At 61.4% G+C, this 23025-nt stretch carries 25 protein-coding genes and 1 pseudogene; 19 read left to right on the top strand and 7 right to left on the bottom strand.

The genetic code is table 11. From position 1 onward, the window contains the following. Positions 1-60: 60 nt before the first annotated feature. Entirely contained in the window at positions 61-507 is a 447-nt protein-coding gene (gene dksA / locus M5C71_RS31355) for an RNA polymerase-binding protein DksA (RefSeq protein ID WP_100939578.1), read from the bottom strand. Positions 508-855: 348 nt separating this feature from the next. Between dksA and M5C71_RS31350 the strand changes: the two genes are divergently transcribed. Both M5C71_RS31350 and sfsA read left to right on the top strand, forming a co-directional pair. Next, a complete protein-coding gene (locus tag M5C71_RS31350; protein ID WP_248769541.1) occupies positions 856-2028 on the top strand; it encodes a pyridoxal phosphate-dependent aminotransferase in 1173 nt (390 codons plus the stop codon). Beyond that, positions 2028-2735: a DNA/RNA nuclease SfsA gene (gene sfsA / locus M5C71_RS31345; protein WP_248769540.1), complete on the top strand. Its 708-nt coding sequence runs from the start codon at positions 2028-2030 to the stop codon at positions 2733-2735. The genes M5C71_RS31350 and sfsA overlap by 1 nt, the downstream gene beginning before the upstream one ends. Before the next feature lie 4 nt (positions 2736-2739). Here sfsA and M5C71_RS31340 read toward each other — a convergent pair whose 3' ends face one another. Then, a complete protein-coding gene (locus M5C71_RS31340; protein WP_152737610.1) occupies positions 2740-3057 on the bottom strand; it encodes a Rieske (2Fe-2S) protein in 318 nt (105 codons plus the stop codon). 25 nt (positions 3058-3082) lie between these two features. Here M5C71_RS31340 and M5C71_RS31335 point away from each other — a divergent pair. After that, positions 3083-3277 (top strand): annotated as a pseudogene (locus tag M5C71_RS31335) (hemin ABC transporter substrate-binding protein); the annotation flags it as partial. Positions 3278-3466: 189 nt separating this feature from the next. Continuing rightward, positions 3467-4249 carry a deoxyribose-phosphate aldolase gene (gene deoC, locus M5C71_RS31330; protein ID WP_248769539.1) on the top strand — a complete coding sequence of 261 codons (783 nt, stop codon included), beginning with the start codon at positions 3467-3469 and terminating at the stop codon, positions 4247-4249. Between the two features lie 258 nt (positions 4250-4507). Here deoC and M5C71_RS31325 read toward each other — a convergent pair whose 3' ends face one another. From M5C71_RS31325 to M5C71_RS31310, 4 genes are all read right to left on the bottom strand, one after another. After that, positions 4508-5308 (bottom strand): cyclic nucleotide-binding domain-containing protein, encoded by an 801-nt coding sequence (locus M5C71_RS31325; protein ID WP_103495464.1) that lies wholly within the window; start codon positions 5306-5308, stop codon positions 4508-4510. A 15-nt stretch (positions 5309-5323) separates the two neighbouring features. Next, a complete protein-coding gene (locus M5C71_RS31320) occupies positions 5324-5596 on the bottom strand; it encodes a TfoX/Sxy family protein (protein WP_100939569.1) in 273 nt (90 codons plus the stop codon). A 260-nt stretch (positions 5597-5856) separates the two neighbouring features. Continuing rightward, positions 5857-6198 carry a pentapeptide repeat-containing protein gene (locus tag M5C71_RS31315; RefSeq protein ID WP_103495463.1) on the bottom strand — a complete coding sequence of 114 codons (342 nt, stop codon included), beginning with the start codon at positions 6196-6198 and terminating at the stop codon, positions 5857-5859. A gap of 89 nt (positions 6199-6287) precedes the next feature. Next, positions 6288-7841 carry a bifunctional aminoglycoside phosphotransferase/ATP-binding protein gene (locus M5C71_RS31310; RefSeq protein WP_248769538.1) on the bottom strand — a complete coding sequence of 518 codons (1554 nt, stop codon included), beginning with the start codon at positions 7839-7841 and terminating at the stop codon, positions 6288-6290. Positions 7842-7958: 117 nt separating this feature from the next. Between M5C71_RS31310 and mrcB the strand changes: the two genes are divergently transcribed. Genes mrcB through M5C71_RS31295 form a run of 3 tightly spaced genes read left to right on the top strand, consistent with a single transcriptional unit; the run spans position 7959 to position 11417 of the window. Continuing rightward, a complete protein-coding gene (gene mrcB / locus M5C71_RS31305) occupies positions 7959-10289 on the top strand; it encodes a penicillin-binding protein 1B (protein ID WP_248769537.1) in 2331 nt (776 codons plus the stop codon). A gap of 16 nt (positions 10290-10305) precedes the next feature. Then, positions 10306-11088 (top strand): tetratricopeptide repeat protein, encoded by a 783-nt coding sequence (locus M5C71_RS31300; RefSeq protein WP_248769536.1) that lies wholly within the window; start codon positions 10306-10308, stop codon positions 11086-11088. Further along, positions 11088-11417: a YqcC family protein gene (locus M5C71_RS31295; protein ID WP_103495459.1), complete on the top strand. Its 330-nt coding sequence runs from the start codon at positions 11088-11090 to the stop codon at positions 11415-11417. The genes M5C71_RS31300 and M5C71_RS31295 overlap by 1 nt, the downstream gene beginning before the upstream one ends. Before the next feature lie 87 nt (positions 11418-11504). Here M5C71_RS31295 and M5C71_RS31290 read toward each other — a convergent pair whose 3' ends face one another. Then, on the bottom strand, positions 11505-11936 hold the full coding sequence (locus tag M5C71_RS31290; protein ID WP_248769535.1) for a DUF4124 domain-containing protein: 432 nt from the start codon (positions 11934-11936) through the stop codon (positions 11505-11507). A gap of 404 nt (positions 11937-12340) precedes the next feature. Here M5C71_RS31290 and M5C71_RS31285 point away from each other — a divergent pair, with 404 nt between their 5' ends. The 12 genes from M5C71_RS31285 to msrQ all read left to right on the top strand — a co-directional run bounded on the left by M5C71_RS31285 (position 12341) and on the right by msrQ (position 22988). Beyond that, positions 12341-14065 carry an acetolactate synthase 3 large subunit gene (locus tag M5C71_RS31285; RefSeq protein WP_103495488.1) on the top strand — a complete coding sequence of 575 codons (1725 nt, stop codon included), beginning with the start codon at positions 12341-12343 and terminating at the stop codon, positions 14063-14065. Position 14066: 1 nt separating this feature from the next. After that, positions 14067-14558 (top strand): acetolactate synthase small subunit, encoded by a 492-nt coding sequence (gene ilvN / locus M5C71_RS31280; RefSeq protein WP_003176102.1) that lies wholly within the window; start codon positions 14067-14069, stop codon positions 14556-14558. A gap of 47 nt (positions 14559-14605) precedes the next feature. Continuing rightward, a complete protein-coding gene (gene ilvC / locus M5C71_RS31275) occupies positions 14606-15622 on the top strand; it encodes a ketol-acid reductoisomerase (protein WP_003212125.1) in 1017 nt (338 codons plus the stop codon). A 175-nt stretch (positions 15623-15797) separates the two neighbouring features. After that, positions 15798-16469, top strand: a complete 672-nt coding sequence (locus tag M5C71_RS31270) for a YjfI family protein (protein ID WP_103495457.1) — start codon at positions 15798-15800, stop codon at positions 16467-16469. 22 nt (positions 16470-16491) lie between these two features. Beyond that, entirely contained in the window at positions 16492-17196 is a 705-nt protein-coding gene (locus M5C71_RS31265; RefSeq protein WP_248769534.1) for a PspA/IM30 family protein, read from the top strand. A 93-nt stretch (positions 17197-17289) separates the two neighbouring features. Next, complete coding sequence (locus M5C71_RS31260) at positions 17290-17949, top strand: DUF2491 family protein (RefSeq protein ID WP_152737602.1); 660 nt, start codon at positions 17290-17292, stop codon at positions 17947-17949. Positions 17950-17962: 13 nt separating this feature from the next. Beyond that, on the top strand, positions 17963-18388 hold the full coding sequence (locus M5C71_RS31255; RefSeq protein ID WP_103495454.1) for a DUF350 domain-containing protein: 426 nt from the start codon (positions 17963-17965) through the stop codon (positions 18386-18388). A 27-nt stretch (positions 18389-18415) separates the two neighbouring features. Then, on the top strand, positions 18416-19147 hold the full coding sequence (locus M5C71_RS31250) for a DUF1190 domain-containing protein (protein ID WP_248769533.1): 732 nt from the start codon (positions 18416-18418) through the stop codon (positions 19145-19147). A 14-nt stretch (positions 19148-19161) separates the two neighbouring features. Further along, complete coding sequence (locus M5C71_RS31245) at positions 19162-20319, top strand: glutathionylspermidine synthase family protein (RefSeq protein WP_248769532.1); 1158 nt, start codon at positions 19162-19164, stop codon at positions 20317-20319. A 126-nt stretch (positions 20320-20445) separates the two neighbouring features. Further along, positions 20446-21303, top strand: coding sequence for a CDP-diacylglycerol--serine O-phosphatidyltransferase (gene pssA / locus M5C71_RS31240; RefSeq protein ID WP_100939556.1), 858 nt, complete (start codon positions 20446-20448; stop codon positions 21301-21303). Positions 21304-21366: 63 nt separating this feature from the next. Continuing rightward, complete coding sequence (gene msrP / locus M5C71_RS31235; RefSeq protein WP_152737599.1) at positions 21367-22380, top strand: protein-methionine-sulfoxide reductase catalytic subunit MsrP; 1014 nt, start codon at positions 21367-21369, stop codon at positions 22378-22380. Then, complete coding sequence (msrQ, locus tag M5C71_RS31230; RefSeq protein WP_248769531.1) at positions 22380-22988, top strand: protein-methionine-sulfoxide reductase heme-binding subunit MsrQ; 609 nt, start codon at positions 22380-22382, stop codon at positions 22986-22988. The genes msrP and msrQ overlap by 1 nt, the downstream gene beginning before the upstream one ends. Positions 22989-23025: the final 37 nt, after the last annotated feature.

The following is a 23025-nucleotide window of genomic DNA, read 5'->3' as shown; positions in this document are numbered from 1 at the left end:
CGGCGACACAAATGAAAACGGAGCGTTCGCACGCTCCGTTTGCTCAGGTTTCGGCAGGGACTACTTGCCGACCTGTTTTTCCTTGATTTCCGCCAGGGTCTTGCAGTCGACGCACATGTCGGCGGTCGGTCGGGCTTCCAGCCGGCGGATGCCGATCTCGACGCCACAGGACTCGCACCAGCCATACTCTTCGTCTTCGATGAGCTGCAGGGTCTTGTCGATTTTCTTGATCAGTTTGCGCTCGCGGTCGCGGGCGCGCAGTTCGAGGCTGAACTCTTCTTCCTGGCTGGCACGGTCAGCCGGGTCAGGGAAGTTCGCCGCTTCGTCCTTCATATGATCAACGGTACGGTCGACTTCATGCATCAATTCCTGCTTCCATTTCTGCAGGATCTTGGTGAAGTGCTTGCGCATGGGCTCGCCCATGTACTCCTCGCCCTTGCTTTCAACATAGGGTTCGAAGCCGCCGATCTTTGGCTCAGTGCTTTGCTGCTTTGCTTGGGTGGGCATGAATGGACCGCCTCTACTCTTCTAATCCATTGCGCAGGATTTCAACATCACCGACACCTGCCGGCCCTGCGGCTGCAAGCGGGCGAACTTACCAGATCGAATCGGGGTGCGCTACTCCCGGTTGTCGAGGCTGGACTTGTCGAGTCGAACGTCGTGACTGAACGTCCCCCTCCTACAAGAAGCGGGCCAATATATGCCGGATGGAAGACGTCAGCTTCATGAAGCAATGGTTAATTGTTTATTTTAGTCAATCTTCCGGGGAACGTAGGATGCTTTAAACATTCCAGGGTGATCGAGGTTGGGTAGAATCGGTCTATCGCCCATTCCCCGTCCAATCAAGGAAGGCCCATGACTCAGCACTACAGCGCGCGCAGCCGCGCAATCGAACCCTTTCATGTGATGGCGCTGCTGGCGCGCGCCAATGAGTTGCAGGCCGCCGGGCATGATGTGATCCACCTCGAGATCGGTGAGCCGGACTTCACCACCGCCGCGCCGATCATCCGCGCCGGCCAGGCCGCGCTGGAGGCGGGTAAGACCCGTTATACGGCGGCACGTGGGCTGCCGCAATTGCGTGAGGCGATAGCAGGTTTTTATCAGCAGCGTTACGGGCTGGATATCGATCCGCAGCGTATTTTGATCACTCCGGGTGGTTCCGGTGCGCTGCTGTTGGCCACCAGTTTGCTGGTGGACCCCGGTAAACACTGGCTGCTGGCCGATCCGGGCTACCCGTGCAACCGGCATTTCCTGCGCCTGGTCGAGGGGGCGGCGCAACTGGTGCCGGTCGGGCCTGAGGTGCGTTATCAGCTCACCGCCGACCTGGTGGCGCGGCATTGGGACCAGGACAGTGTCGGCGCCCTGGTGGCATCGCCGGCCAACCCCACCGGGACCCTGCTGACGCGGGACGAACTGGGGGCGCTGTCGGCGGCGGTCAAGGAGCGTCATGGCCATCTGGTGGTGGACGAGATCTATCACGGCCTGACCTACGGCTGCGATGCGGCCAGCGTGCTGGAAGTCGATGACAGCGCCTTTGTGCTCAACAGCTTTTCCAAATATTTCGGCATGACCGGCTGGCGGCTGGGCTGGCTGGTGGCGCCGCCGGAAGCGGTGGCGGACCTGGAAAAACTCGCGCAGAACCTCTACATCAGTGCGCCGAGCATGGCCCAGCATGCGGCGCTGGCCTGTTTCGAACCGGCGACCCTGAGCATTCTCGAAGAGCGCCGGGCCGAGTTCGGTCGTCGTCGCGACTTCCTCTTGCCGGCGTTGCGCGAGCTGGGTTTCGGGATCGCCGTGGAGCCCCAGGGCGCTTTCTACTTGTACGCCGATATCAGCGCGTTCGGCGGTGATGCCTTCGCGTTCTGCCGACATTTCCTCGAAACCGAACATGTGGCCTTTACCCCGGGGCTGGACTTCGGTCGTCACCTGGCCAGCCATCATGTGCGGTTTGCCTACACCCAGAGCCTGCCGCGCCTTGAGCAGGCGGTGGAGCGGATTGCCCGGGGTCTGCGGAGCTGGCAAGGCTGATGCATTTTTCTCCTGCCCTCGAAGAAGGTCGTCTGATCCAGCGCTACAAACGTTTCCTGGCGGACATCGAAACCGCCTCCGGCGAGTTGCTGACCATTCACTGTCCCAATACCGGCTCGATGCTCAATTGCATGGTGCCGGGCGGGCAAGTCTGGTTCAGTCGCTCCAATGACCCCAAGCGCAAGTTGCCCGGCACCTGGGAGATCGGTGAAACCCCCCAAGGGCGGTTGGCCTGCGTGAATACCGCGCGGGCCAACCCTTTGGTCGAGGAGGCCCTGCGTGCCGGGGTCATCAGCGAACTGAACGGTTTTACCGCTTTGAAACGTGAAGTGGCCTACGGTCAGGAGAACAGCCGGATCGACTTTCGTCTCGACTATCCGACGGGGCCGGCGTTTGTCGAAGTCAAAAGCGTCACCCTCGGCTTCGACGGTACGGCGGTGGCGGCCTTTCCGGATGCGGTGACCCAGCGCGGCGCCAAGCATCTGCGCGAGCTGGCCACCCTGGCACGCGCAGGTGTGCGGGCGGTGCAGCTGTATTGCGTGAACCTGACCGGCATCGAGGCGGTGCGGCCGGCCGAGGAGATTGATCCGGGTTATGCCGCGGCCCTGCGTGAAGCCGTGGCGGCCGGGGTCGAGGTGCTGGCCTATGGGGTGAGCCTGACGTCGGAGGAGATCCGCGTCGATCGCCGGTTGCCGGTGCGGCTCTAGCGGCTCACGGCGTCAGCCAGATGCCCTGCGCGTCTTCCGTGCAAGGGATCGCCAGCAGTGACTGCCCGGCGCAAGGTCCGGCCACGCACTCACCGCTTTCAATCAGGAACAGCGCGCCGTGGGTTGCGCACTGGATCAGGCTGGCGCTGGGGTCGAGAAACTGGTCGGGACGCCATTCCAGGGGGATGCCGCGGTGCGGGCAGCGATTCTGATAGACATAGACCCGGCCCTCGCGGCGCACGGCCAACAGCGGCCGCCCGTCCACATCAAAACCACGACTGCTGTTGTCGGCGAGGGTGTTCGAGTCGCAGAGAAATTTCATGTTGATCCTTTAGGGAGCCTCGCACCTGTTTGTCCTCGTCGCCGGGCTGGCGCTCAGCCATGCCGTCCTGGCGACCGAACTGCCGCTACGCTGGGTCAGCGCCGGCGGGGCGTTGTCGGAATGGGTCAGTGTCCTGGGGGCGGAGTCTAAATTGGTCGGGGTCGATACCACCAGCCAGCATCCTGAATCCCTGAAAGCCTTGCCGAGTATCGGCTACCAGTAGTGGGTAGGACGCATCTTGTTCTGATGTGGGTCGAGTCCCGGTCTTTGGTTGACACATGCCTTGGCGCGGACGAGTCCTTTATCCTGCTGCCCATAGCGTATTTCGCCTCATCCGGCAGCCAGGACCGCCGAGGAGGCGCCTCGGACGCTTGTCAGGTTTATGCAACGATCCGGATTGGGAGTGAAGATGAAGCAGATGAATGAGGCCGATCAACAACTGGCACGCCAGGCCATTGGCCTGCTCGACTTGACCTCGCTGAGTGGCGATGACGATGACGAGCGCATCCTTTCGCTTTGCCAGCGGGCGCAGACGCCATTCGGGCCGGTGGCGGCGGTGTGCGTGTTTCCACGTTTTGTCGCCCTGGCGCGACGGGCTCTCGATGCGCAGGGCGGGCAGGCGATCCGGGTCGCCACGGTGGTCAACTTCCCCCATGGCGGACCGAATGTCGCCTCGGTGGTCGCTGAAACCCTGGAGGCGATCGCCGCCGGCGCCAATGAGGTGGACCTGGTCTATCCCTATCGCTCGTTGTTGATGGGCGATGCGCAGACCGGCCTGAGCATGGTCGCCGCCTGTCGTGATGCCTGCCAGGGGCGGGCCAAACTCAAGGTGATCCTGGAGACCGGTGAGTTGCGCGACCCGCAGATGATCCGCCAGGCCAGCCAGGGCGCGATTGCCGCCGGCGCCGACTTTCTCAAGACCAGTACCGGCAAGGTCCTGGTCAATGCGACCGAACAGGCCGTGCGCATCATGCTTGAAGCCATTGCCGAGCGGGGCGGGCTGGTGGGGCTGAAGGCTTCCGGCGGCATCCGCACCTTCGATGATGCGCGGACCTATATCGAACTGGCGCGCGCGCGTTTCGGCGCCGCCTGGGTCAACGCCGATCACGTGCGGCTCGGGGCTTCCGGCTTGCTGGATGAGTTGCTGGCGCGACTGGAATCTCCGGTCGCGCCGGAGCCCGGGGAGGCCTGACGCACCAGGAGGGCGGGAATTTTTGTCGGCTGGCTTTCGGACAGGCAAAAAAAGACCCGGCAAAAAGCCGGGTCAATAACCGTGATTAGCCTGATGAGGAGATAATCTGAGAGTCCGAACCAGGGCCTTCCAGAAAATCCAACCGATCTCGCGATCAGCTGTGATAATCATAACGATTCTCATTTCTAAGTCAATGTCTTTTTCTCGACCGTTCGTCCAGGGTGCGACGCCGGATGAGTGATCGAGTGTCGCGGTGGTTCAGCGCGCCGTGCCGATGGCGCTCAGGCGCGTGACTTCCTTGTTCAGCAAATCGATGCGTCGGGCCATGCTTTCGATCAGGCTGTGGGCGATGCGCGGGTTGCTCTGGGTCAGGCTGAGGAATTGCTCCTTGGGGATCAGCATGACCGTGCACGGCTGGCTGGCGATCACGCTGGCGCTGCGTTTCTCGCCGGTGAACACCGCCATGGCGCCGAAAATCTCGTCCTTGGGCACATCGCCGACCTTGTGCCCGTCGACAAAGGCCTCGGCGTGTCCGTCGGTAATGATGAAGACATGGTCGGCATCGTCACCTTGGCGGATCATCACTTCACCACTGGCCACCTGCTGGAAGCCGTTGCTGCTGCGAAATTCCGGCTGTTTCAGGCGGGTGACGGCGTCGGAGAGCAGGGCGGTCTGGCCGATCAGGTAACGCAGCAGCGCTTCGGCGCGGCTTTCGTCGGCGTAGATATGGGTGAAGAGGTCGGTGCGCCGGTAGGGAATCAGACGCAGCGGGTTGTCGCTGCTCAGCACGCAGCGCGGCCAGTCGATGCCCTGGCGCAATCCGACCAGGTCGCCTTCATGCAAATAGAATAATGCACGCTCGTCGACCCGGGCATGCAGCAGGCCGCTGTCGATCAGGAACACCTGATCGGCGGGCAGCAAGGCACCGAGGTCAGCGATTTGCTCAAGCTCCAGGGGGGCCGCGCAGGGGGGCAAACCTTTGAGCAGCTGTGCCGGAATCGTCTGCAGACGATTGATCAGTTCTTCGGCGTAGGCCGGTTGCTCCCCGAGTAGATACATGCCAAACCTGCGAAATCAGTTTTTATGACGCGACGATATCGCGTCCAACTGTTTATTCAAGGCTTCTTTGCGTTCTTGAGGGATATCGTTCCAATGAATGTCCATCAAGGCGCCTTCGATCGCATACAACAGCACTTTCGATGCCCGGAATCCGCGGGTTCGTACCGCGCGGTAGGCATCCACCGCTCCCAGTCGACGCAAATCCGATGCGCTATGGATACCCACCGCGTGCAGCCATTGCGCCGACGTCTTGCCAAGGTTCTTCAGGTGTTGCAGTTCATCGTTCATCAAGCCTCCTTGCGACGGCCGAACGCTGCGTGGACGAGAGTAGGCAAGCCTGAAAAGGAGTGTAGGCGGTCAGTAGGAAAAACGTGGTTCTTTGCTCGGCGTTGGTGCAAATGCTTCTAAGCCGCGGCTTTCTCCAGCGCTGGCCGGCAGCACAGGGATGGCGCGCAAAGGGAAAAATCGTACAGCAGGAGCCTTGTCGAGGCCGTGAGCAGGCACCAGACGGCAAGCGCTGCCGCCATCCTCGAGCCCCTCCGCGAGGGCTAGGCGCTGTAGCGCAGACGCGTACCGAACTGCATCGACATGAGAATCTCGGCCGGGGTCAGTTCCACGGGGAAGTAAGCGCCGGAAATCTGCGCATGGGCCACGCTGGCACCGACCAGGATGGATTTCTGCAGATCTACGCCACGCAGATCGGCGGAGCGGAAGTAGGCATCGGTGAAGTCGATCCCCTCGGCATTCAGTTCGCGCAGGTCCAGGCCACGGAAGTCACCGCCGCGCATGTCGATCGGACCGTCCTTGGGGCGGGCCTTGTTGAAGCCGGCAATGTCATCCTTGTGCAGCAGGGCAAACAAAGGTGAGTCGAGCAGCTTGGGATGGCTCATGAGACGTCTCCTGTTGGAATTATGACGCCAGTATAATGCCACTATGTTTCAGCCGTGAAGCACTTGCGGCCCCACGGCTGAAATAGTTTTTACAGGCCCGGCAGACGCTGGCGAATCTGCTCGACCAGGGCGTCGAGGCTCCCGCTTTCATGGGTTTCGACACGCTTGGTGCGCAGTACTTCATCGGCGCTCAGGGCCTCGCGGCTGGCTTGCTGGGCGGCGATCACTTCCAGTGTAGCGTCGGATGGGTCGACGGCATCGGCCTGGCGCCGGGCCAGCCAGCTTTCGATCACGGCCTGTGGGGCGTTGCAATCGAGGATCAGGCACGGTACGCCAGTGGCTTCGGCAACCTGGGCGGCGGCGTTGCGTTGCTCGCGCTTGAGATAGGTGGCGTCGATCACCACCGGGAAGCCGGCGCGCAGGACGGTGTCGGCGATTTCATGCAGGCGCCGGTAGGTGCTCACGCTGGCGTCGCGGCTATAGATGCCGTCGCCGACGTTGTTTTCGACTTGCTGGTCGCCGAACAGGCGTTTGCGTTCGACATCCGAGCGCAGGCGTACGGCGCCCAGGGCTTCCACCAGGCGCAGGGCGACGTGGCTCTTGCCGACGGCGGAGACGCCACTGGTGATGGCCAGGAAGCGCGACGGAATGGTGCTGTAGCTTTCCGCCAGATTGGCGTAGTTGCGGTACTGGCGCATGCTGCTGGCGCGTTGCACCGGATCTTCGGCCGGCATGCTGAACAGCGCGACCTTGGCGCGCACCAGGGCACGATAGGCCTTGTAGAAGTTCAGCAGGGCCAGGCCCTGGTAGTCGCCGGTCAGTTCCAGGTACTGGCTGATAAAGCGTCGGGCCAGGCTCTTGAGGCCGCGGTCTTCGAGGTCCATCGCGAGGAAGCCGGTGTCGGCGTAGACGTCGGTGAAGCGGAAAGGTTCGTTGAACTCGATGCAGTCGAAGATCACCACCTTGCCGTCGATGACGGTGGCGTTGCCCAGGTGGATGTCGCCGTGGCATTCACGAATGAAGCCTTCTGCCTTGCGCTGGGCCAGCAGCGGCTTGAGGCGCTCGAAACTGGTTTCGGCCCAGGCTTGCAGGGCGTCGAGTTGCAGCAGGTCGGCCTTTTCGCTGAGGAAGGGGCGGATCTGTTCGAAGTTCTGCCGGACCGGGTCCATGACCGCTTCTGGAGTGCCCTGGTAGTGATCTTTCGGCACTTCGGGGGCGCTCTGGTGGAACGCGGCGATCTGTTGGGCCATTTCATCGATGTGCACGGTGGTCAGTTCACCGTTGGCCTGCAGGGTGCTCAGCAACTGGCTCTGCGGAAACTGGCGCATTTTCAGCACATATTCGATGGCCGGGCCGCTGCCGCCCAGGACGGGGGCCTCGACGCTGCCGGTGATCGGCAGGACTTCCAGGTACAGGTCGTGGGTCAGGCGCTGGTTCAGGCGCAGCTCTTCCGCGCAGAAATGTGCGCGAGCGCTCAGTTCGGTGAAGTCGAGGAAGCCGAAGTTGACCGGTTTCTTGATCTTGTAGGCATAGGGCCCGGTGAGCAGGACCCAGGAAATATGGGTTTCGATAACCTGGAAGCCTTCCACCGGATGCGGGTAGAGGGCCGGGTTTTGCAGGGCGGTAATCAGGGACTGGCTCACTGGTGATCCTTCAAGAGGGCGGTAAATTCAAAGCGGTCATTATGGCCGCTGCGGGCTCAGGTGCAAACCGCCGGACGTACATGTTGATCATCAATAAAGTGCGTATAATCCGCCGCCATGACTCGTACCCGATCCCCCCGTTCCCGCGCCAAATCCAAACCTCCCGCCGGCCGCCTGCGCCCCTGGCTTGGCTGGGCGATCAAGCTCAGCCTGGTGGGCCTCGTCGTGCTGGCCGGTTTTGCCGTCTACCTCGATGCCATCGTGCAGGAGAAGTTCTCCGGCAAGCGCTGGACCATCCCGGCCAAGGTCTATGCCCGGCCGCTGGAGCTGTTCGCCGGCCAGAAACTGAGCAAGGAAGACTTCCTCACCGAACTCGATGCCCTCGGTTATCGTCGTGAACCCGTGGCCAATGGCCCGGGGGCGGCGGCGGTCAACGGCAATACCGTGGACCTGAACACCCGTGGCTTCCAGTTCTATGAAGGCATGGAGTCGGCCCAGCCGGTGCGGGTGCGCTTCTCCGGCGACTATGTGGCCGAGCTGTCCTCGCTCAATGGCGCGAAGCTTTCGGTGGTGCGCCTTGAGCCGCTGCTGATCGGCGGCCTGTACCCGAAGAACCTCGAAGACCGCATCCTGATCAAGATCGACCAGGTGCCGCCGTACCTGCTCGACACCCTGGTGGCGGTCGAGGATCGGGATTTCTATCATCACTTCGGCGTCTCGCCCAAGTCGATTGCCCGGGCCATCTGGGTCAATACCTCGGCCGGACAGATGCGCCAGGGCGGCAGTACCCTGACCCAGCAGTTGGTCAAGAACTTCTTCCTGACCAACGAACGCAGCCTGAGCCGCAAGCTCACCGAGGCCATGATGGCCATGCTGCTGGAGCTGCATTACGACAAGAAAGAGATTCTCGAGGCCTACCTCAACGAGGTCTTTATCGGCCAGGACGGCCAGCGCGCGGTGCACGGCTTCGGCCTGGCCAGCCAGTTCTTCTTCAGCCAGCCCCTGGCGGAGCTGAAGTTGCATCAGGTGGCGTTGCTGGTGGGCATGGTCAAGGGGCCGTCCTATTACAACCCGCGACGTTACCCGGATCGCGCGTTGGAACGACGTAACCTGGTGCTCGACCTGCTGGAGCAGCAGGGCGTGGCCAGCGCCGAGCAAGTCGCGGCGGCGAAGAAAATGCCGTTGGGGGTGACCGCCCGTGGCAGTCTGGCGGACAGTTCCTTCCCCGGCTTCCTCGACCTGGTCAAGCGGCAACTGCGCGAAGACTACCGCGACGAAGACTTGACCGAGGAAGGCCTGCGTATCTTCACCAGCTTCGACCCGATCCTGCAGATGAAGGCCGAGGCTTCGGTCAACGACACCTTCAAGCGCCTGGCCGGGCGCAAGGGCAGCGACGATATCGAGGCGGCCATGGTGGTGACCAACCCGGAAACCGGTGAGATCCAGGCCATGATCGGCAGCCGCCAGTCCAGCTTTGCCGGGTTCAACCGGGCACTGGACGCGGTACGCCCGGTCGGTTCGTTGATCAAACCGGCGGTGTATCTGACGGCGCTGGAGAAACCCAGCCAGTACACGCTGACCAGCTGGCTGTCGGACGAAGCCTTCTCGGTGAAAGGCGCTGACGGACAGGTCTGGACACCGAAGAACTTTGAGCGTCGTTCCCACGGCACGGTTTTCCTTTATCAGGGCCTGGCGCACTCCTACAACCTGGCGACCGCTCGACTGGGCCTGGAGGTCGGCGTGCCGAATGTCCTCAAGACCCTCGGACGCCTCGGTGTCACCCGCGAGTTCCCGGCCTTTCCGTCGATGTTGCTGGGCGCCGCGAGCATGACGCCGATGGATATCGCGACCATGTACCAGACCCTGGCCAACGGCGGCTTCAATACGCCGATGCGCGGGATTCGCAGTGTCCTGACGGCCGAGGGCCAGCCGCTCAAACGTTATCCGTTCCAGATCCAGCAGCGTTTCGACGCGGGCTCGATCTACCTGATCCAGGCGGCCATGCAGCGGGTGATGCGCGAGGGTACCGGGAGCGGGGTCTACAACGTCCTGCCCAAGACCCTGACCCTGGCCGGCAAGACCGGTACCAGTAACGACTCGCGGGACAGCTGGTTCGCCGGTTTCGGCCAGGACCTGCTGGCGGTGGTCTGGCTCGGTCGCGATGACAACGGCAAGACACCGTTCACCGGTGCCAGTGGCGCCTTGCAGGTCTGGACCAGTTTCATGCGCAAGGCCGATCCGCTGCCATTGGATATGCCGCAGCCGGATAACGTGGTCCAGGCCTGGGTCGATCCGCATACCGGGCAAGGCTCCGATGCCAATTGCCCGGGCGCGGTGCAGATGCCGTATATTCGCGGCAGTGAACCGGTACCCGGTGCGTCGTGTGGTGGCGTGGCCCCTGCGCCGGCCACCGAAGTGATGGATTGGGTCAAGGGCTGGTTGAATTGAGCGAAGAGGGTTTGACGTGAACAAGTGGTGGATTCCAGCTTTTGCCGCACTGACCGTGCTGGGTGGTTGTTCCAGCGTGCCACGGGGTTCGATCCCGGTGGTCGATTCGGGGACCGCGGTCTCCAACAACGAGCGGATCTCGTCCACTGGCGGTTTCCGCAAGACCGTCACCAAGGGGCCGGTGCCAAGCCAGACCCAGGCGGTGCCGCAGGATTCCGGCGTGGTGGTGATGATTCCGGGTGGTGGGGCGACAACCTCGGCACCGATCAGTACCGAGCCGTTCACCCCTGGGCCGATTACCCCAGGCCCTTCGAATAACGCGCCGATCCAGGCCGTGCCGGGTGACTCGGGTGCCTATAACCAGGGCGCGTACAACCCGCCGGTCAATCAGGGCGCTTACAACATGCCGAGCCCGGTGGCGCCGAGCGGTATTCCGTCGAACAACAACAGCGGTGGTTTGTCCGCTGACGAGCAACTGGACGGTCCGGTACTGGCGTTGTTGACCACCGCCCAGCAGCAGCAATCCAGTGGCGACCTCAATGGTGCCTCGTCCAGCCTTGAGCGCGCCCAGCGCGTGGCACCGCGTGAACCGCAAGTACTTTATCGCCTGGCCCAGGTGCGCATGGCCCAGGGTGATGCGCCGCAAGCCGAGCAACTGGCCCGTCGCGGCCTGAGCTTCGCCAACGGCCGTCCGGATCTGCAAGCCAACCTCTGGGGCATCATTGCCCAGGCGCGGAGCAAGCAGGGTGATGCCGCGGGTGCCGCCCAGGCGCAGCAGAAGGCCAAGGCTGGTTACTGATGGATGCACGTTTTCCGTTGATTGCCGAGCAACTCCTGCTGATCGAGCGGGAGTTGCGGGCCCAGGGCTGCTGGGATGAGGAGCCGCCCAGCGTCGAGGCCCTGGCCAGTGTCGAGCCCTTCAGTGTCGATACCCTGGAGTTCGAGCAGTGGCTGCAATGGATTTTCCTGCCGAGGATGAAGCTGATCCTCGAGGCGGATCTGCCGCTGCCCAATGCGTCCGGGATTCTGGCCATGGCCGAAATGGTCTATGCCCAGCGGCCGGGGCAGGGGCGCGGTTTGCAGCGGTTGCTGGCGCAGTTTGACCAGCTGATTGCCGAGACCCGCTGACCTGTAGGAGCTGGCTTGCCGGCGATGAGGCCCTTGAGTCTTGCATCGATCTTCCGGCAGTCATCGCTGGCAAGCCAGCTCCCACAGTTACGAGCAGTTTTCCTCGATGCTCTTGCGCGTCTCTATCAAGCGTGTCTGGCGTTCTTCATCGGTCAGGCGGCGCACTTCGCCATTGACCTCTTCACGCACTCGCGCATTGTTTTCCAGCTGGGCCAGGTTGGTCCGCGCTTTCTCGCAATAGGCTTTGCGCACCACTTCCTGATCGGCAATCTGCTTCTTGACCCTGGCGTCCACGGCCTGCTGGTCGCCCACCGCCGTGCTCGCGGGCACGGTGGGACGCGGTGGCGGCGCCGGGACGTTGCCGATCGCCGGGGTCACCACGGTGGCCGTTTGCCCGGCCGGCGGCTGCGCATCGAAGTGCGTCTGGCCCTGGGCATCGACCCATTTGTAGATCGGCCCGGCCTGGCACAGCGGGCTCAAGGCGAGTAGCAGGCCCGCCATCAGAATGCTTCTACGCATCAGGTTTCCTTGTCAGACAATGCGATAAGCAACGTAGCACATTCCCTTGTGAAAGGTTTTCTTCTGCGTTGTCATGTGCTTAGTTCGAAGAAAGCTCATAAGATAACTTGACTTGGACCGGACGAATCAGAACAATCCAAAGTCCGCTGTAGAGGGGCTGCCAGAAGCAGGCCCACTCGGCAGATCATGAGGCGCACATCCGCGCCGACCTGTTACACCCGCAACGCGTTACCTCGCGCTGGGTGGGAAACCCCCGCAACATTTGGGGCACTCCCAATACTTGCTCAGTCAGTGCTGACGTAGTCGGCGACCACCGTCGCTCATGCTCTGCTGAGAAGTAAACCTATTAAGACCCGTCCTCCAGTGTGCGTGGACGGTATTCTGGCGTTTTAGAGGTGAACAACGTGGAGCTTTTATCTGGCGGTGAGATGCTCGTCCGCTTTTTGCGTGACGAAGGCGTCAAGTACATCTACGGGTACCCGGGTGGTGCTCTCCTTCATGTCTACGATGCCCTGTTCAAGGAGCCGGATGTCACCCACATCCTGGTTCGTCATGAGCAGGCCGCGACCCATATGGCCGACGGCTACGCCCGTGCCACCGGTAAAGCCGGCGTGGTCCTGGTGACATCCGGTCCTGGCGCAACCAATGCCATCACCGGTATCGCCACGGCGTACATGGACTCCATTCCGATGGTGATCATCTCCGGTCAGGTGCCAAGCACCCTGGTCGGCACCGATGCGTTCCAGGAAACCGACATGATCGGTATCTCCCGGCCGATCGTGAAGCACAGCTTCATGATCAAGCACGCTTCGGAAATCCCGGAAGTCATGAAGAAGGCGTTCTACCTGGCGCAATCCGGTCGTCCTGGTCCTGTCGTTGTCGATATCCCGAAAGACATGACCAACCCGGCCGAGAAATTCGAATACGTCTTCCCGAAAAAAGCCAAGCTGCGTTCCTACAGCCCGGCGGTACGTGGCCACTCCGGCCAGATCCGCAAGGCGGCGGAAATGCTCCTGGCGGCCAAGCGTCCGGTGCTCTATGCGGGCGGCGGCGTGATCCTCGGGGGTGGCTCCGCGCCGCTGACCGAGCTGGCGAAAATGCTCAACCTGCCCGTCACCAATACCCTGATGGGCCTGGGTGCCTACCCTGGCACCGACCGGCAGTTCGTCGGCATGCTCGGCATGCACGGCAGCTACACCGCCAACCTGACCATGCACCACGCCGATGTGATCCTGGCCGTGGGCGCGCGCTTCGACGACCGGGTGATCAACGGCCCGTCGAAGTTCTGCCCGAACGCCAAGATCATCCATATCGACATCGACCCGGCATCGATCTCCAAGACCATCAAGGCAGACGTGCCTATCGTTGGGCCGGTGGAGAGCGTGCTGACCGAGATGGTCGCGACCCTCAAGGAAATCGGCGAGACTCCGAACAAGGAGTCGGTGGCCAGCTGGTGGAAGCAGATCGACGAATGGCGCGGCGACCGCGGCCTGTTCCCTTATGACAAGGGCGACGGCAGCATCATCAAGCCACAGACCGTGATCGAGACCCTGTGCGAAGTGACCAAGGGCGATGCCTTTGTGACCTCCGACGTGGGCCAGCACCAGATGTTCGCGGCGCAGTACTACAAGTTCAACAAGCCCAACCGCTGGATCAACTCCGGCGGCCTGGGCACCATGGGCTTCGGTTTCCCTGCGGCCATGGGTGTGAAGCTGAGTTTCCCTGACTCCGACGTCGCGTGCGTCACGGGTGAGGGCAGCATCCAGATGAACATCCAGGAGCTGTCGACCTGCCTGCAATACGGCCTGCCGGTGAAGATCGTCAGCCTGAACAACGGTGTGCTCGGCATGGTCCGCCAGTGGCAGGACATGAGCTACGGCAGCCGTCACTCGCACTCGTACATGGAATCGCTGCCTGACTTCGTCAAGCTGGTCGAAGCCTACGGTCATGTCGGTATCCGTATCACGGATCTGAAAGACTTGAAGCCGAAGATGGAAGAAGCGTTCGCCATGAAGGATCGCCTGGTATTCCTCGATATCCAGGTCGACACCAGCGAGCACGTCTACCCGATGCAGATCAAAGACGGCTCCATGCGCGATATGTGGCTGAGCAAGACGGAGCGTACCTAATATGCGGCACATCATTTCCTTGCTTCTGGAAAACGAACCTGGCGCTCTGTCCCGTGTGGTTGGCCTGTTTTCGCAACGCAACTACAACATCGAAAGCCTGACCGTGGCCCCGACCGAAGACCCGACCCTGTCGCGTCTGACGTTGACCACTGTCGGGCATGACGAAGTCATCGAACAGATCACCAAGAACCTGAACAAGCTGATCGAAGTGGTCAAGCTGGTGGACCTCTCGGAAAGTGCTCATATCGAGCGCGAACTGATGCTGGTCAAGGTCAAGGCCACTGGCGCCCAGCGCGCCGAGATCAAGCGCACCACCGATATTTACCGGGGTCAGATCGTTGATGTCAGCGCCAGCGTCTATACCGTTCAACTGACCGGTACCAGCGACAAGCTCGACAGCTTCATTCAGTCCATCGGCACCGCCTCGATCCTGGAGACCGTCCGTAGTGGCGTCACCGGTATTGCGCGCGGCGACAAAGTACTCAGCATCTAAACCAACTTGCAAACGGCCTGAACGGCCTGGATATAAAGGGGAATTTCATGAAGGTTTACTACGATAAAGATTGCGACCTGTCGATCATCCAGGGCAAGAAAGTCGCCATCATCGGCTACGGCTCCCAGGGTCACGCACAAGCTTGCAACCTGAAAGACTCCGGCGTTGACGTGACTGTCGGCCTGCGCAAAGGCTCGGCCACCGTTGCCAAGGCTGAAGCCCATGGCCTGAAAGTGACCGACGTTGCCAGCGCTGTTGCCGCTGCCGACCTGGTCATGATCCTGACCCCGGACGAGTTCCAGTCCGCGCTGTACAAGAACGAAATCGAGCCGAACATCAAGAAAGGCGCCACCCTGGCCTTCTCCCACGGCTTCGCGATCCACTACAACCAGGTCGTGCCACGCGCCGACCTCGACGTGATCATGATCGCGCCGAAGGCTCCAGGCCACACCGTGCGTTCCGAGTTCGTCAAAGGCGGCGGTATCCCTGACCTGATCGCGATCTACCAGGACGCCTCGGGCAACGCCAAGAACGTTGCGCTGTCCTACGCCGCCGGCGTTGGCGGTGGTCGTACCGGTATCATCGAAACCACCTTCAAGGACGAGACCGAAACCGACCTGTTCGGCGAACAAGCCGTTCTGTGCGGCGGTACCGTCGAGCTGGTCAAAGCCGGTTTCGAAACCCTGGTTGAAGCGGGCTACGCGCCGGAAATGGCCTACTTCGAATGCCTGCACGAACTGAAGCTGATCGTTGACCTCATGTACGAAGGCGGTATCGCCAACATGAACTACTCGATCTCCAACAACGCCGAATACGGCGAGTACGTGACCGGTCCTGAAGTCATCAACGCCGAATCCCGCCAGGCCATGCGCAACGCTCTGAAGCGCATCCAGGACGGCGAATACGCGAAGATGTTCATCAGCGAAGGTGCTACCGGCTACCCATCGATGACCGCCAAGCGTCGTAACAACGCTGCTCACGGCATCGAGATCATCGGCGAGCAACTGCGCTCGATGATGCCGTGGATCGGCGCGAACAAGATCGTCGACAAAGCCAAGAACTGAGTCGACGCTCAACCGGCTGCCTGGCCCCTCGGGGCTGAGCGCCGGTAAAGGCTGCACCCAAACGCCCCGACTTGTCGGGGCGTTTTGTTTTGTCACATAAAGCTTTCATGTCAGATGTTGAACATTCCAGGTAAAGGACGTAATTTACTTACATGTAAGATTTTTCGGAGGACAGATGCCCCGTAAAAAAACAGCGGATGACAAGCCCCTCACGGGCGAGAAAACGTCATCACCGGCCAAGACCAAGACTACCGCCGACTACGTTCGCGATATGCGCACGCGGCTGCGCGACGCCGGGCTGGTGAAGCGGGAATTCTGGATTCTTCCCGAGAATGCGACGGCCCTGCGGGGTATCGAAAAGGCGCTACGCCAGCCCTTCCTGGGTGAACGGATCAAACTGGAGGCTTTCATGACTGAGAACATCAACTGGACGATCAACTCGCTGCACAAGGCGCTGTCGGAGCTGGAGGTCGTCTCCAGTGGCGAGATTGTGCTGACCCTCGCCGAAAACGCCGAGCAGAGCATCAAGCTGAGCATGACCGAATTCGGCGACCTGCCGCTCTACCTGGCGGTGTCCGGTGATCAGATCCTGGTGGACGCGACCCTGGTCGAAGTGAGCCGGGTCAAGGATCCAGCGGTCTTCAACGGCCTGGTGCTGCGTAGTCGCGACCTGTTCCCTCTGTCCTCCGTGGGCATCGAGCGGGTCGGCGACGGTACCGAGGTCTACTGCATGTTCGGCGCGCTGAGCGCGGCTTCCACCATCACCGTGATCGTCCAGGAAATCTTCACCCTGGCCGAGAACGTGATCCGTGCGGTGGAAGCGTTCGAAGACCACATCCACGTTTAATGAAGTCCCCAAGGAGTTTTCGATGAGTATCTGGAAGAAAGTCATAACGGCCATTCGTGGTGGTGTTTCCGAGGTGGGTGAGACCATTGTCGACGCCAACGCCATTCGTATCCTCGAGCAGGAACAGCGCGACGCCGAAAATGCCGTGGCCAAGGCCAAGAACGGCCTGGTGGACATCAAGGCCCGCTACAAACTGTCGCAACAGCGCCTCGACGGCCTGAACAACGACATCGCCAACTGGGAAGGCAAGGCCATGGCCGCGCTGGACAAGGGCGTGGAAAGCCTGGCCGGCGAGTGCGCCAACAAGGTGGCCGAGATCGAGGCCCTGCGCGACCAGGAGAAAATCCTGGCCGATCAGTTCGGCGCCCAGGTCGAGATGCTGCATGCCCAGGTGATCAAGGCGGAAAACCAGATCAAGGGGTTGAAGCAGCAGGTCGAAATGGCCAAGGCCCGCGAGACGGTCCAGCAGGCCCGTGTTGCTACCGCCGCGGCCACCGGCGGGGCGAATGGCAAGCTGGAAACGGCGGTCGGTTCGCTGGCGCGTATCAAGCAACGCCAGGATGAGCGCGACGCCAAGCTGGATGCGGCGCAGGAATTGGCCGACGAGTCCAACGGCGGTGATCTGGAGCGTCGTCTGCAGGACGCCGGTATCGGCGCCAGGTCGGGCAGCGGCAGTGATGTGTTGGCGCGTCTGAAGGCCAGGCAGAATCCCGGCTCGGGTCAGTAAGCTCGGGGCTTGGGGCAAGCGCGTCAGCGTTTTGCCCTTTTTGCCGTCTGGAAAACGGGCCGGTGCGTTGTTGCGACAGAAAGGAGAGACACGATGAGTTGGATCAAGCGCGCCATGGGCTTCGAGGCGCCGAAGCCTGCCGCGGGGGCTACCTCGGTAGCGCCGGGCAACCCCCTGGGGCTGGCCTCGGGGCGGATGCTCTGCCTGGATCGCTCCTTGAAGCTGATGCTTGAAGGGCAGTCCCATGTAGTGGTGCCCGATGACGAGAAAGTCTGGGCGGTGGGCGATATCGACCTCGGGCAGTCGATGCGCTTGCAGCGGTTTTACCTCGATAACGAGGATTATTTCCTGCAAGTGGTCATGGACGGCCCCGCGGCCGAGGATATTCAGGACCTTATCCTGTTCGGCTACCACGACGTCACCACGATCAACAGCAAGGAACAGTTGCTGCAACTGACCGGCCCGAATGCGAAGATCGGCATGCCGCTCTACGAACTCGAAGGCGAGGAGTATGGGCGGCAATGGGGCGGTGAGGACGGGCAGACCGAACTCACACCCATGCAGGAGTTCGTCAAGAGCCCGGACGGTGCCTACTCGATCAAGCACCTGAGCATGCTCTATTCCCGCGAGATCGGCCTGCTCAACCGTCGGGAGTTCCTGCTCTTTTCGGTCGAGGAAGACGAGGAGGGGGTGATCACCCTGTCCACCGCCGTTGGCGTGACGCTGCAAATCACCGATATCGAAGTTCTCTGACAAGGAAATCATCATGCTCGAAGCGCTGCGCCTGTCGCTCAACGCCACCGCGGTATTCGGCTTCATCATCTATATGGCGGTGGCGGCTGTTCTGTTCGTGTTGTTCCAGTTCATCTACACCCTGATCACTCCCCACAAGGAGTTCGCCCTGATCCGTGAGGGCAATACCGCCGCGGCGGTGGCCCTGGGTGGTTCGTTGGTGGGTTTTGCCCTGCCGGCCAGCAATATCATCGCCAACAGCATCAGTGTCGTCGACGTCGTTGTCTGGGTGTTGATCGCGGCCGTGGTGCAGTTGCTGGCGTTTGTCGTGACCAGCCTGGTGCTCAAGGGGCTGTCCGGGCGTATTGTGCGCGGCGAGATGGCGGCGGCGATCTATTCGGCCTCGGTAGCCATCAGTGTCGGCCTGTTGAATTCGGCCTGCATGACACCGTCGACCTGAGCCCAGGGCAAGGATAAGGATGATTCGATGAGAACCCGTAGCTCCGTAAAACTGGTGCTGGCCGGCACCTTTCCGCTGGCGCTTTCCGCCTGCGGTGCGTCCCAGGATACCGTTGCCTTCAACGCCAAGAGCAACTTCAAGTCGGTCGAGGAGTGTGTGGCGGCGAAAGTGCCGGTGGAGGTCTGTTCCGACGCCTTCATGCAGGCGCTGGCCGATCACCGGCGTATCGCGCCGACCTATGACGACCAGGCCTCCTGCGACAGCGACTTCGTTCCCGGCTATTGCCAGATCACCCCGGACGGCAAGTACATGCCGAAGATGGGCGGCTTTGAACTGGCGATGTCCGGTGATGTGCCGCGCAAGGACCTTGAACAGGCCCAGCAACAAGCGGCCGTGCAGTCGGGCGGCGGTGGCAATGGCGGCCTGCTGACCGGCTTGTTGCTTGGCAATCTGCTCAGCAACAGCGGTGGCGGCGGGCGCTACTATTCCCAGCCGATCTACGACAATCGCGACAATCGCGGTAGCTATGGCAGTTCGACGCTGTCGCAGCAGATCGAGCAGGGCAAGTCGTTCAGCCGTTCGACCCAGGCCCGCAGCAGTTCCACCAACACCTACACGCCGGCCACTCTCGGCAAAAGCCTGGGCAGCGGTTCCGGCTCGGTGTCCTCGACGGTCTCGCGTGGCGGCTTCGGCAGCCAGGCGACCGCACGCAGTGGTTGGGGCGGCAAGAGCAGCAGCATTTTCAGTTCCGGCGGTTGAGGGGAGCGGCCAGGGTGAAAAAAATTGGTATCGCAGAGCGTCCGCACTGGCGCGAAAGTGTCGAGCGCGAAGGGTTCGGTTTCCACACCATCGGTGGCGAGCGCTATTGGGATGAGCGCGGTTATTACCTGTTCACCGAAGAGCAGATCACCCGCGACCTGGAAGCGCCGACCAAGGCACTGCATGACCTGTGCCTGGATGTGGTCGAGCGCGTCGTCGACAGTGAAGAACTGCTGACGGGCCTGGCCATTCCGCCGGCGTTTTTCGATCTGGTCCGCGATTCCTGGAAGCAGGGGCATCCGCATCTGTACGGCCGCTTCGACCTGGCGTATGACGGCAGCGGTCCGGCCAAGTGCCTGGAAGCCAATTACGACACCCCCACCAGTCTGCTCGAAGCCGGTTCCGTGCAGTTGCTCTGGCTTGAGGAACAGATCGCCCGGGGCGTGCTGCCGGCGCAGGCGAATCAGTTCAACACCATCGCCGAAGATCTGGTCAGGGCCTTCGCGGCCTTTCCGGCCGGTGGGGCTTTCTACTTCTCGGCGATGTCGGGATCGGAGGAGGATCGCGGGACCACGGATTTTCTGCGCAAGATGGCCGCGCATGCGGGGATCGAGGCACGGCATATCGATATCGAGGACATCGGCCTCACCGCCCAGGGTCGCTTTGTCGATCTGGACGGCCGTTGGATCGAACGGCTGTTCAAGCTGCATGCCTGGGAACATATCTTCCACGAGGTGTTCGGCCAGGCGGTGCCCGGTTGCGACACGCAATTTATCGAACCCGCCTGGAAAGCCATTGTCAGTAACAAAGGCATTTTGCCGCTGCTGTGGAAGTTTCATGAAGGGCATCCCAACCTGTTGCCCGCTTATGTCGACCAGAACCCGCGGCGGCCCGTGCCCAAGGGCTGGGTGCGCAAACCGTTCTTTTCCCGTGAGGGGGCGAACATCGAGATCCGTACCGGCGATGACCAGGTGGTGGCTGAGGATGGGCCTTACACGGATGCGCCCTATATCCTGCAGGCGTTTTCCCCTTTGCCGAAGTTCGGCGACAGCTACACCGTGATCGGTTCATGGGTGGTGGGGGATGTGGCCGCCGGGATCGGCATTCGTGAGGACGACAGCCTGATTACCAAGGACAGCAGTCGATTCCTGCCTCACGTTGTCCTGGGCTGATCGACCTGTCTGGCCCGGGTTTTCCCGCAGGCCAGGGCGCTTCTGGTATAAAGCGGGATATTTTTGCGCTCCCATCGTAGTCGCCGAGTGCTGTTGAAACCCTTCATTTAGCTGCAAGGTAATATCATGACTGAACGTCCCGAAGAGCCTGGTCAGGGCTCCGAAGCCGAAAGCCTGCTCCCCATCGACGAACATGTCGAAGAGGGGCATGACGCCGACGGCCAGAAAGTCCGCCATCGCGGTATCTATCTGTTGCCGAACCTGTTCACCACCGCGAACCTGTTCGCCGGTTTCTACGCCATCATCAGCGCGATGAGTGCGCAGAGCGCCGCGAGTGCCGGGGACCCGGCGGGGGCGAGCAAGTATTTCGCGTTTTCCGCCATCGCGATCTTTGTCGCCATGGTCCTCGACGGCCTGGACGGTCGCGTGGCGCGCATGACCAATACCCAGAGCGCCTTCGGCGCCGAGTATGACTCGTTGTCCGATATGGTCGCCTTCGGCGTCGCCCCGGCACTCCTGGCATTCGGCTGGGCGCTGGGGGATATGGGCAAGGTCGGCTGGATGGTGGCCTTCATCTATGTGGCTGGCGCGGCATTGCGTCTGGCGCGCTTCAATACCCAGGTCGGCACCGCCGACAAGCGCTACTTTATCGGCCTGGCCAGTCCGGCGGCGGCCGGCGTGGTGGCGGGGACGGTGTGGGCGTTCAGCGACTACGGGATCCAGGGTTCGAAGATGTCGTTCCTGGTGGCCTTGCTGGTGGCGGCGGCCGGGATGCTGATGGTCAGCAACATCAAGTACAACAGTTTCAAGGAGCTGGACCTCAAGGGGCGCGTGCCGTTTGTCGCGATTCTCGCCGTGGTGCTGGTGTTCGCCGTGGTGTTCAGCGATCCGCCACGCATCCTGCTGCTGATCTTCCTCGCCTATGCGGCCTCGGGTCCTATCCAGTACCTGTTGCATCTTCGTCGGCACAAAGCCGGCGAGTGATGTAATTTCCCGCAGACTCCGTAGTCTATTGGTGCATCAGTCCTCCAATGCTACGGAGTTGCCATGTTTATCAAGCTTCCCAAGCGATCCGATTGCAAAGAATCGGACGTCACGCCTGAATCCCTCTATCTTTCCCGTCGTACCTTGCTAGGCGCTTCCGTCGCCGCACTGGCGATCGGCAGTCTGCCGCGTTGGGCCAGTGCCGCCGAAGCGGCGCGTTATGCCGATGTGGACGCGGGGAATGCGCCGTCCTGGTTTGCCGGGAAACTGCCTGAGACTAAATGGGGCGCGGTGACGGTCAAGGGGGAGGCGATTACCCCCTACAAGGATGCGACCCACTACAACAACTTCTATGAGTTCGGCACCGACAAGGGCGATCCGGCGCAGAACGCCGGCTCCCTGAAGACCGAACCCTGGTCGGTGGTGGTGGACGGTGAAGTCGGCAAGCCGGGGCGTTATGCCCTGGAGGACTTTATGAAGCCTTACCAGTTGGAGGAGCGCATCTATCGCCTGCGTTGTGTCGAGGCCTGGTCCATGGTGATTCCCTGGATCGGCTTTCCGATTTCGGCGCTGCTCAAGCAGGTCGAGCCGACCTCCAAGGCCAAATACATTCGCTTCGAAACCCTGCAGGATCCCAAGAGCATGCCGGGCCAGCGTTCCGGTTTCGCCCTGATCGACTGGCCTTATGTAGAGGGCTTGCGGCTGGACGAGGCGATGAACCCTTTGGCCATTCTGGCAGTGGGTATGTATGGGCGGGAACTGCCGAATCAGAATGGTGCGCCGTTGCGTCTGGTGGTGCCGTGGAAGTACGGGTTCAAGAGCGTGAAATCCATTGTGCGCATCAGCCTGGTGGAAGAGCAGCCCAAGACCACCTGGCAAAGCATTGCCTCGGATGAGTATGGCTTTTATGCCAATGTGAACCCTACCGTCGACCACCCGCGTTGGACCCAGGCCCGGGAGCGGCGTTTGCCCAGCGGACTGTTCAGTCCCAATGTGCGTGAGACGCAGATGTTCAATGGCTACTCGGATGAGGTTGCCTCTCTCTATACCGGCCTGGATCTGCGGAAGAACTACTGATGCGATATCCGTTCTGGCGTGTGGGCGTCTTTATTGCGGCGGCGATCTGGCCGTTGCTCTGGTTGTATCAGGCCTGGAGCCTGGCCTTGGGTCCGGATCCGGGAAAGGTCATGGTGGATCGGTTGGGCTTGGGCACCTTGATTCTGTTGTTGGTGACCTTGAGCATGACGCCGTTGCAGAAACTCAGTGGCTGGCCGGGCTGGATCGCGGTGCGCCGACAATTGGGTTTGTGGTGTTTTGCCTATGTGGTGCTGCATCTGGTGGCTTATCTGGTGTTTGTGCTCGGGTTGGATTGGTCGCAACTGGCGGTCGAGTTGCGCAAGCGGCCCTACATCATTGTCGGTGCGTTGGGTTTCCTCTGTTTGCTGGCGCTTGCCGTGACGTCGAACCGTTACAGCCAGCGTCGCCTGGGGAAGGGCTGGAAGAAGTTGCATCGCCTGGTTTATGTGATTCTCGGGTTGGGGTTGCTGCATATGCTGTGGATCGTGCGGGCGGATCTGAAGGAATGGACGGTGTATGCCTCTATCGGTGCATTGCTATTGGTCTTGCGTGTCCCGCTGGTGACACGTCGAATTCCTCGTCTGGTTGCCCGAAAACCGGCCTTATGACAGAAAAGTGAAAATAAGCGTTGACGGGAAATTCTGT

The organism is Pseudomonas sp. MWU12-2345 (assembly GCF_023242385.1).
GTDB lineage: Bacteria > Pseudomonadota > Gammaproteobacteria > Pseudomonadales > Pseudomonadaceae > Aquipseudomonas > Aquipseudomonas gingeri_D.
This window is presented reverse-complemented; position numbering and strand designations above follow the sequence as displayed.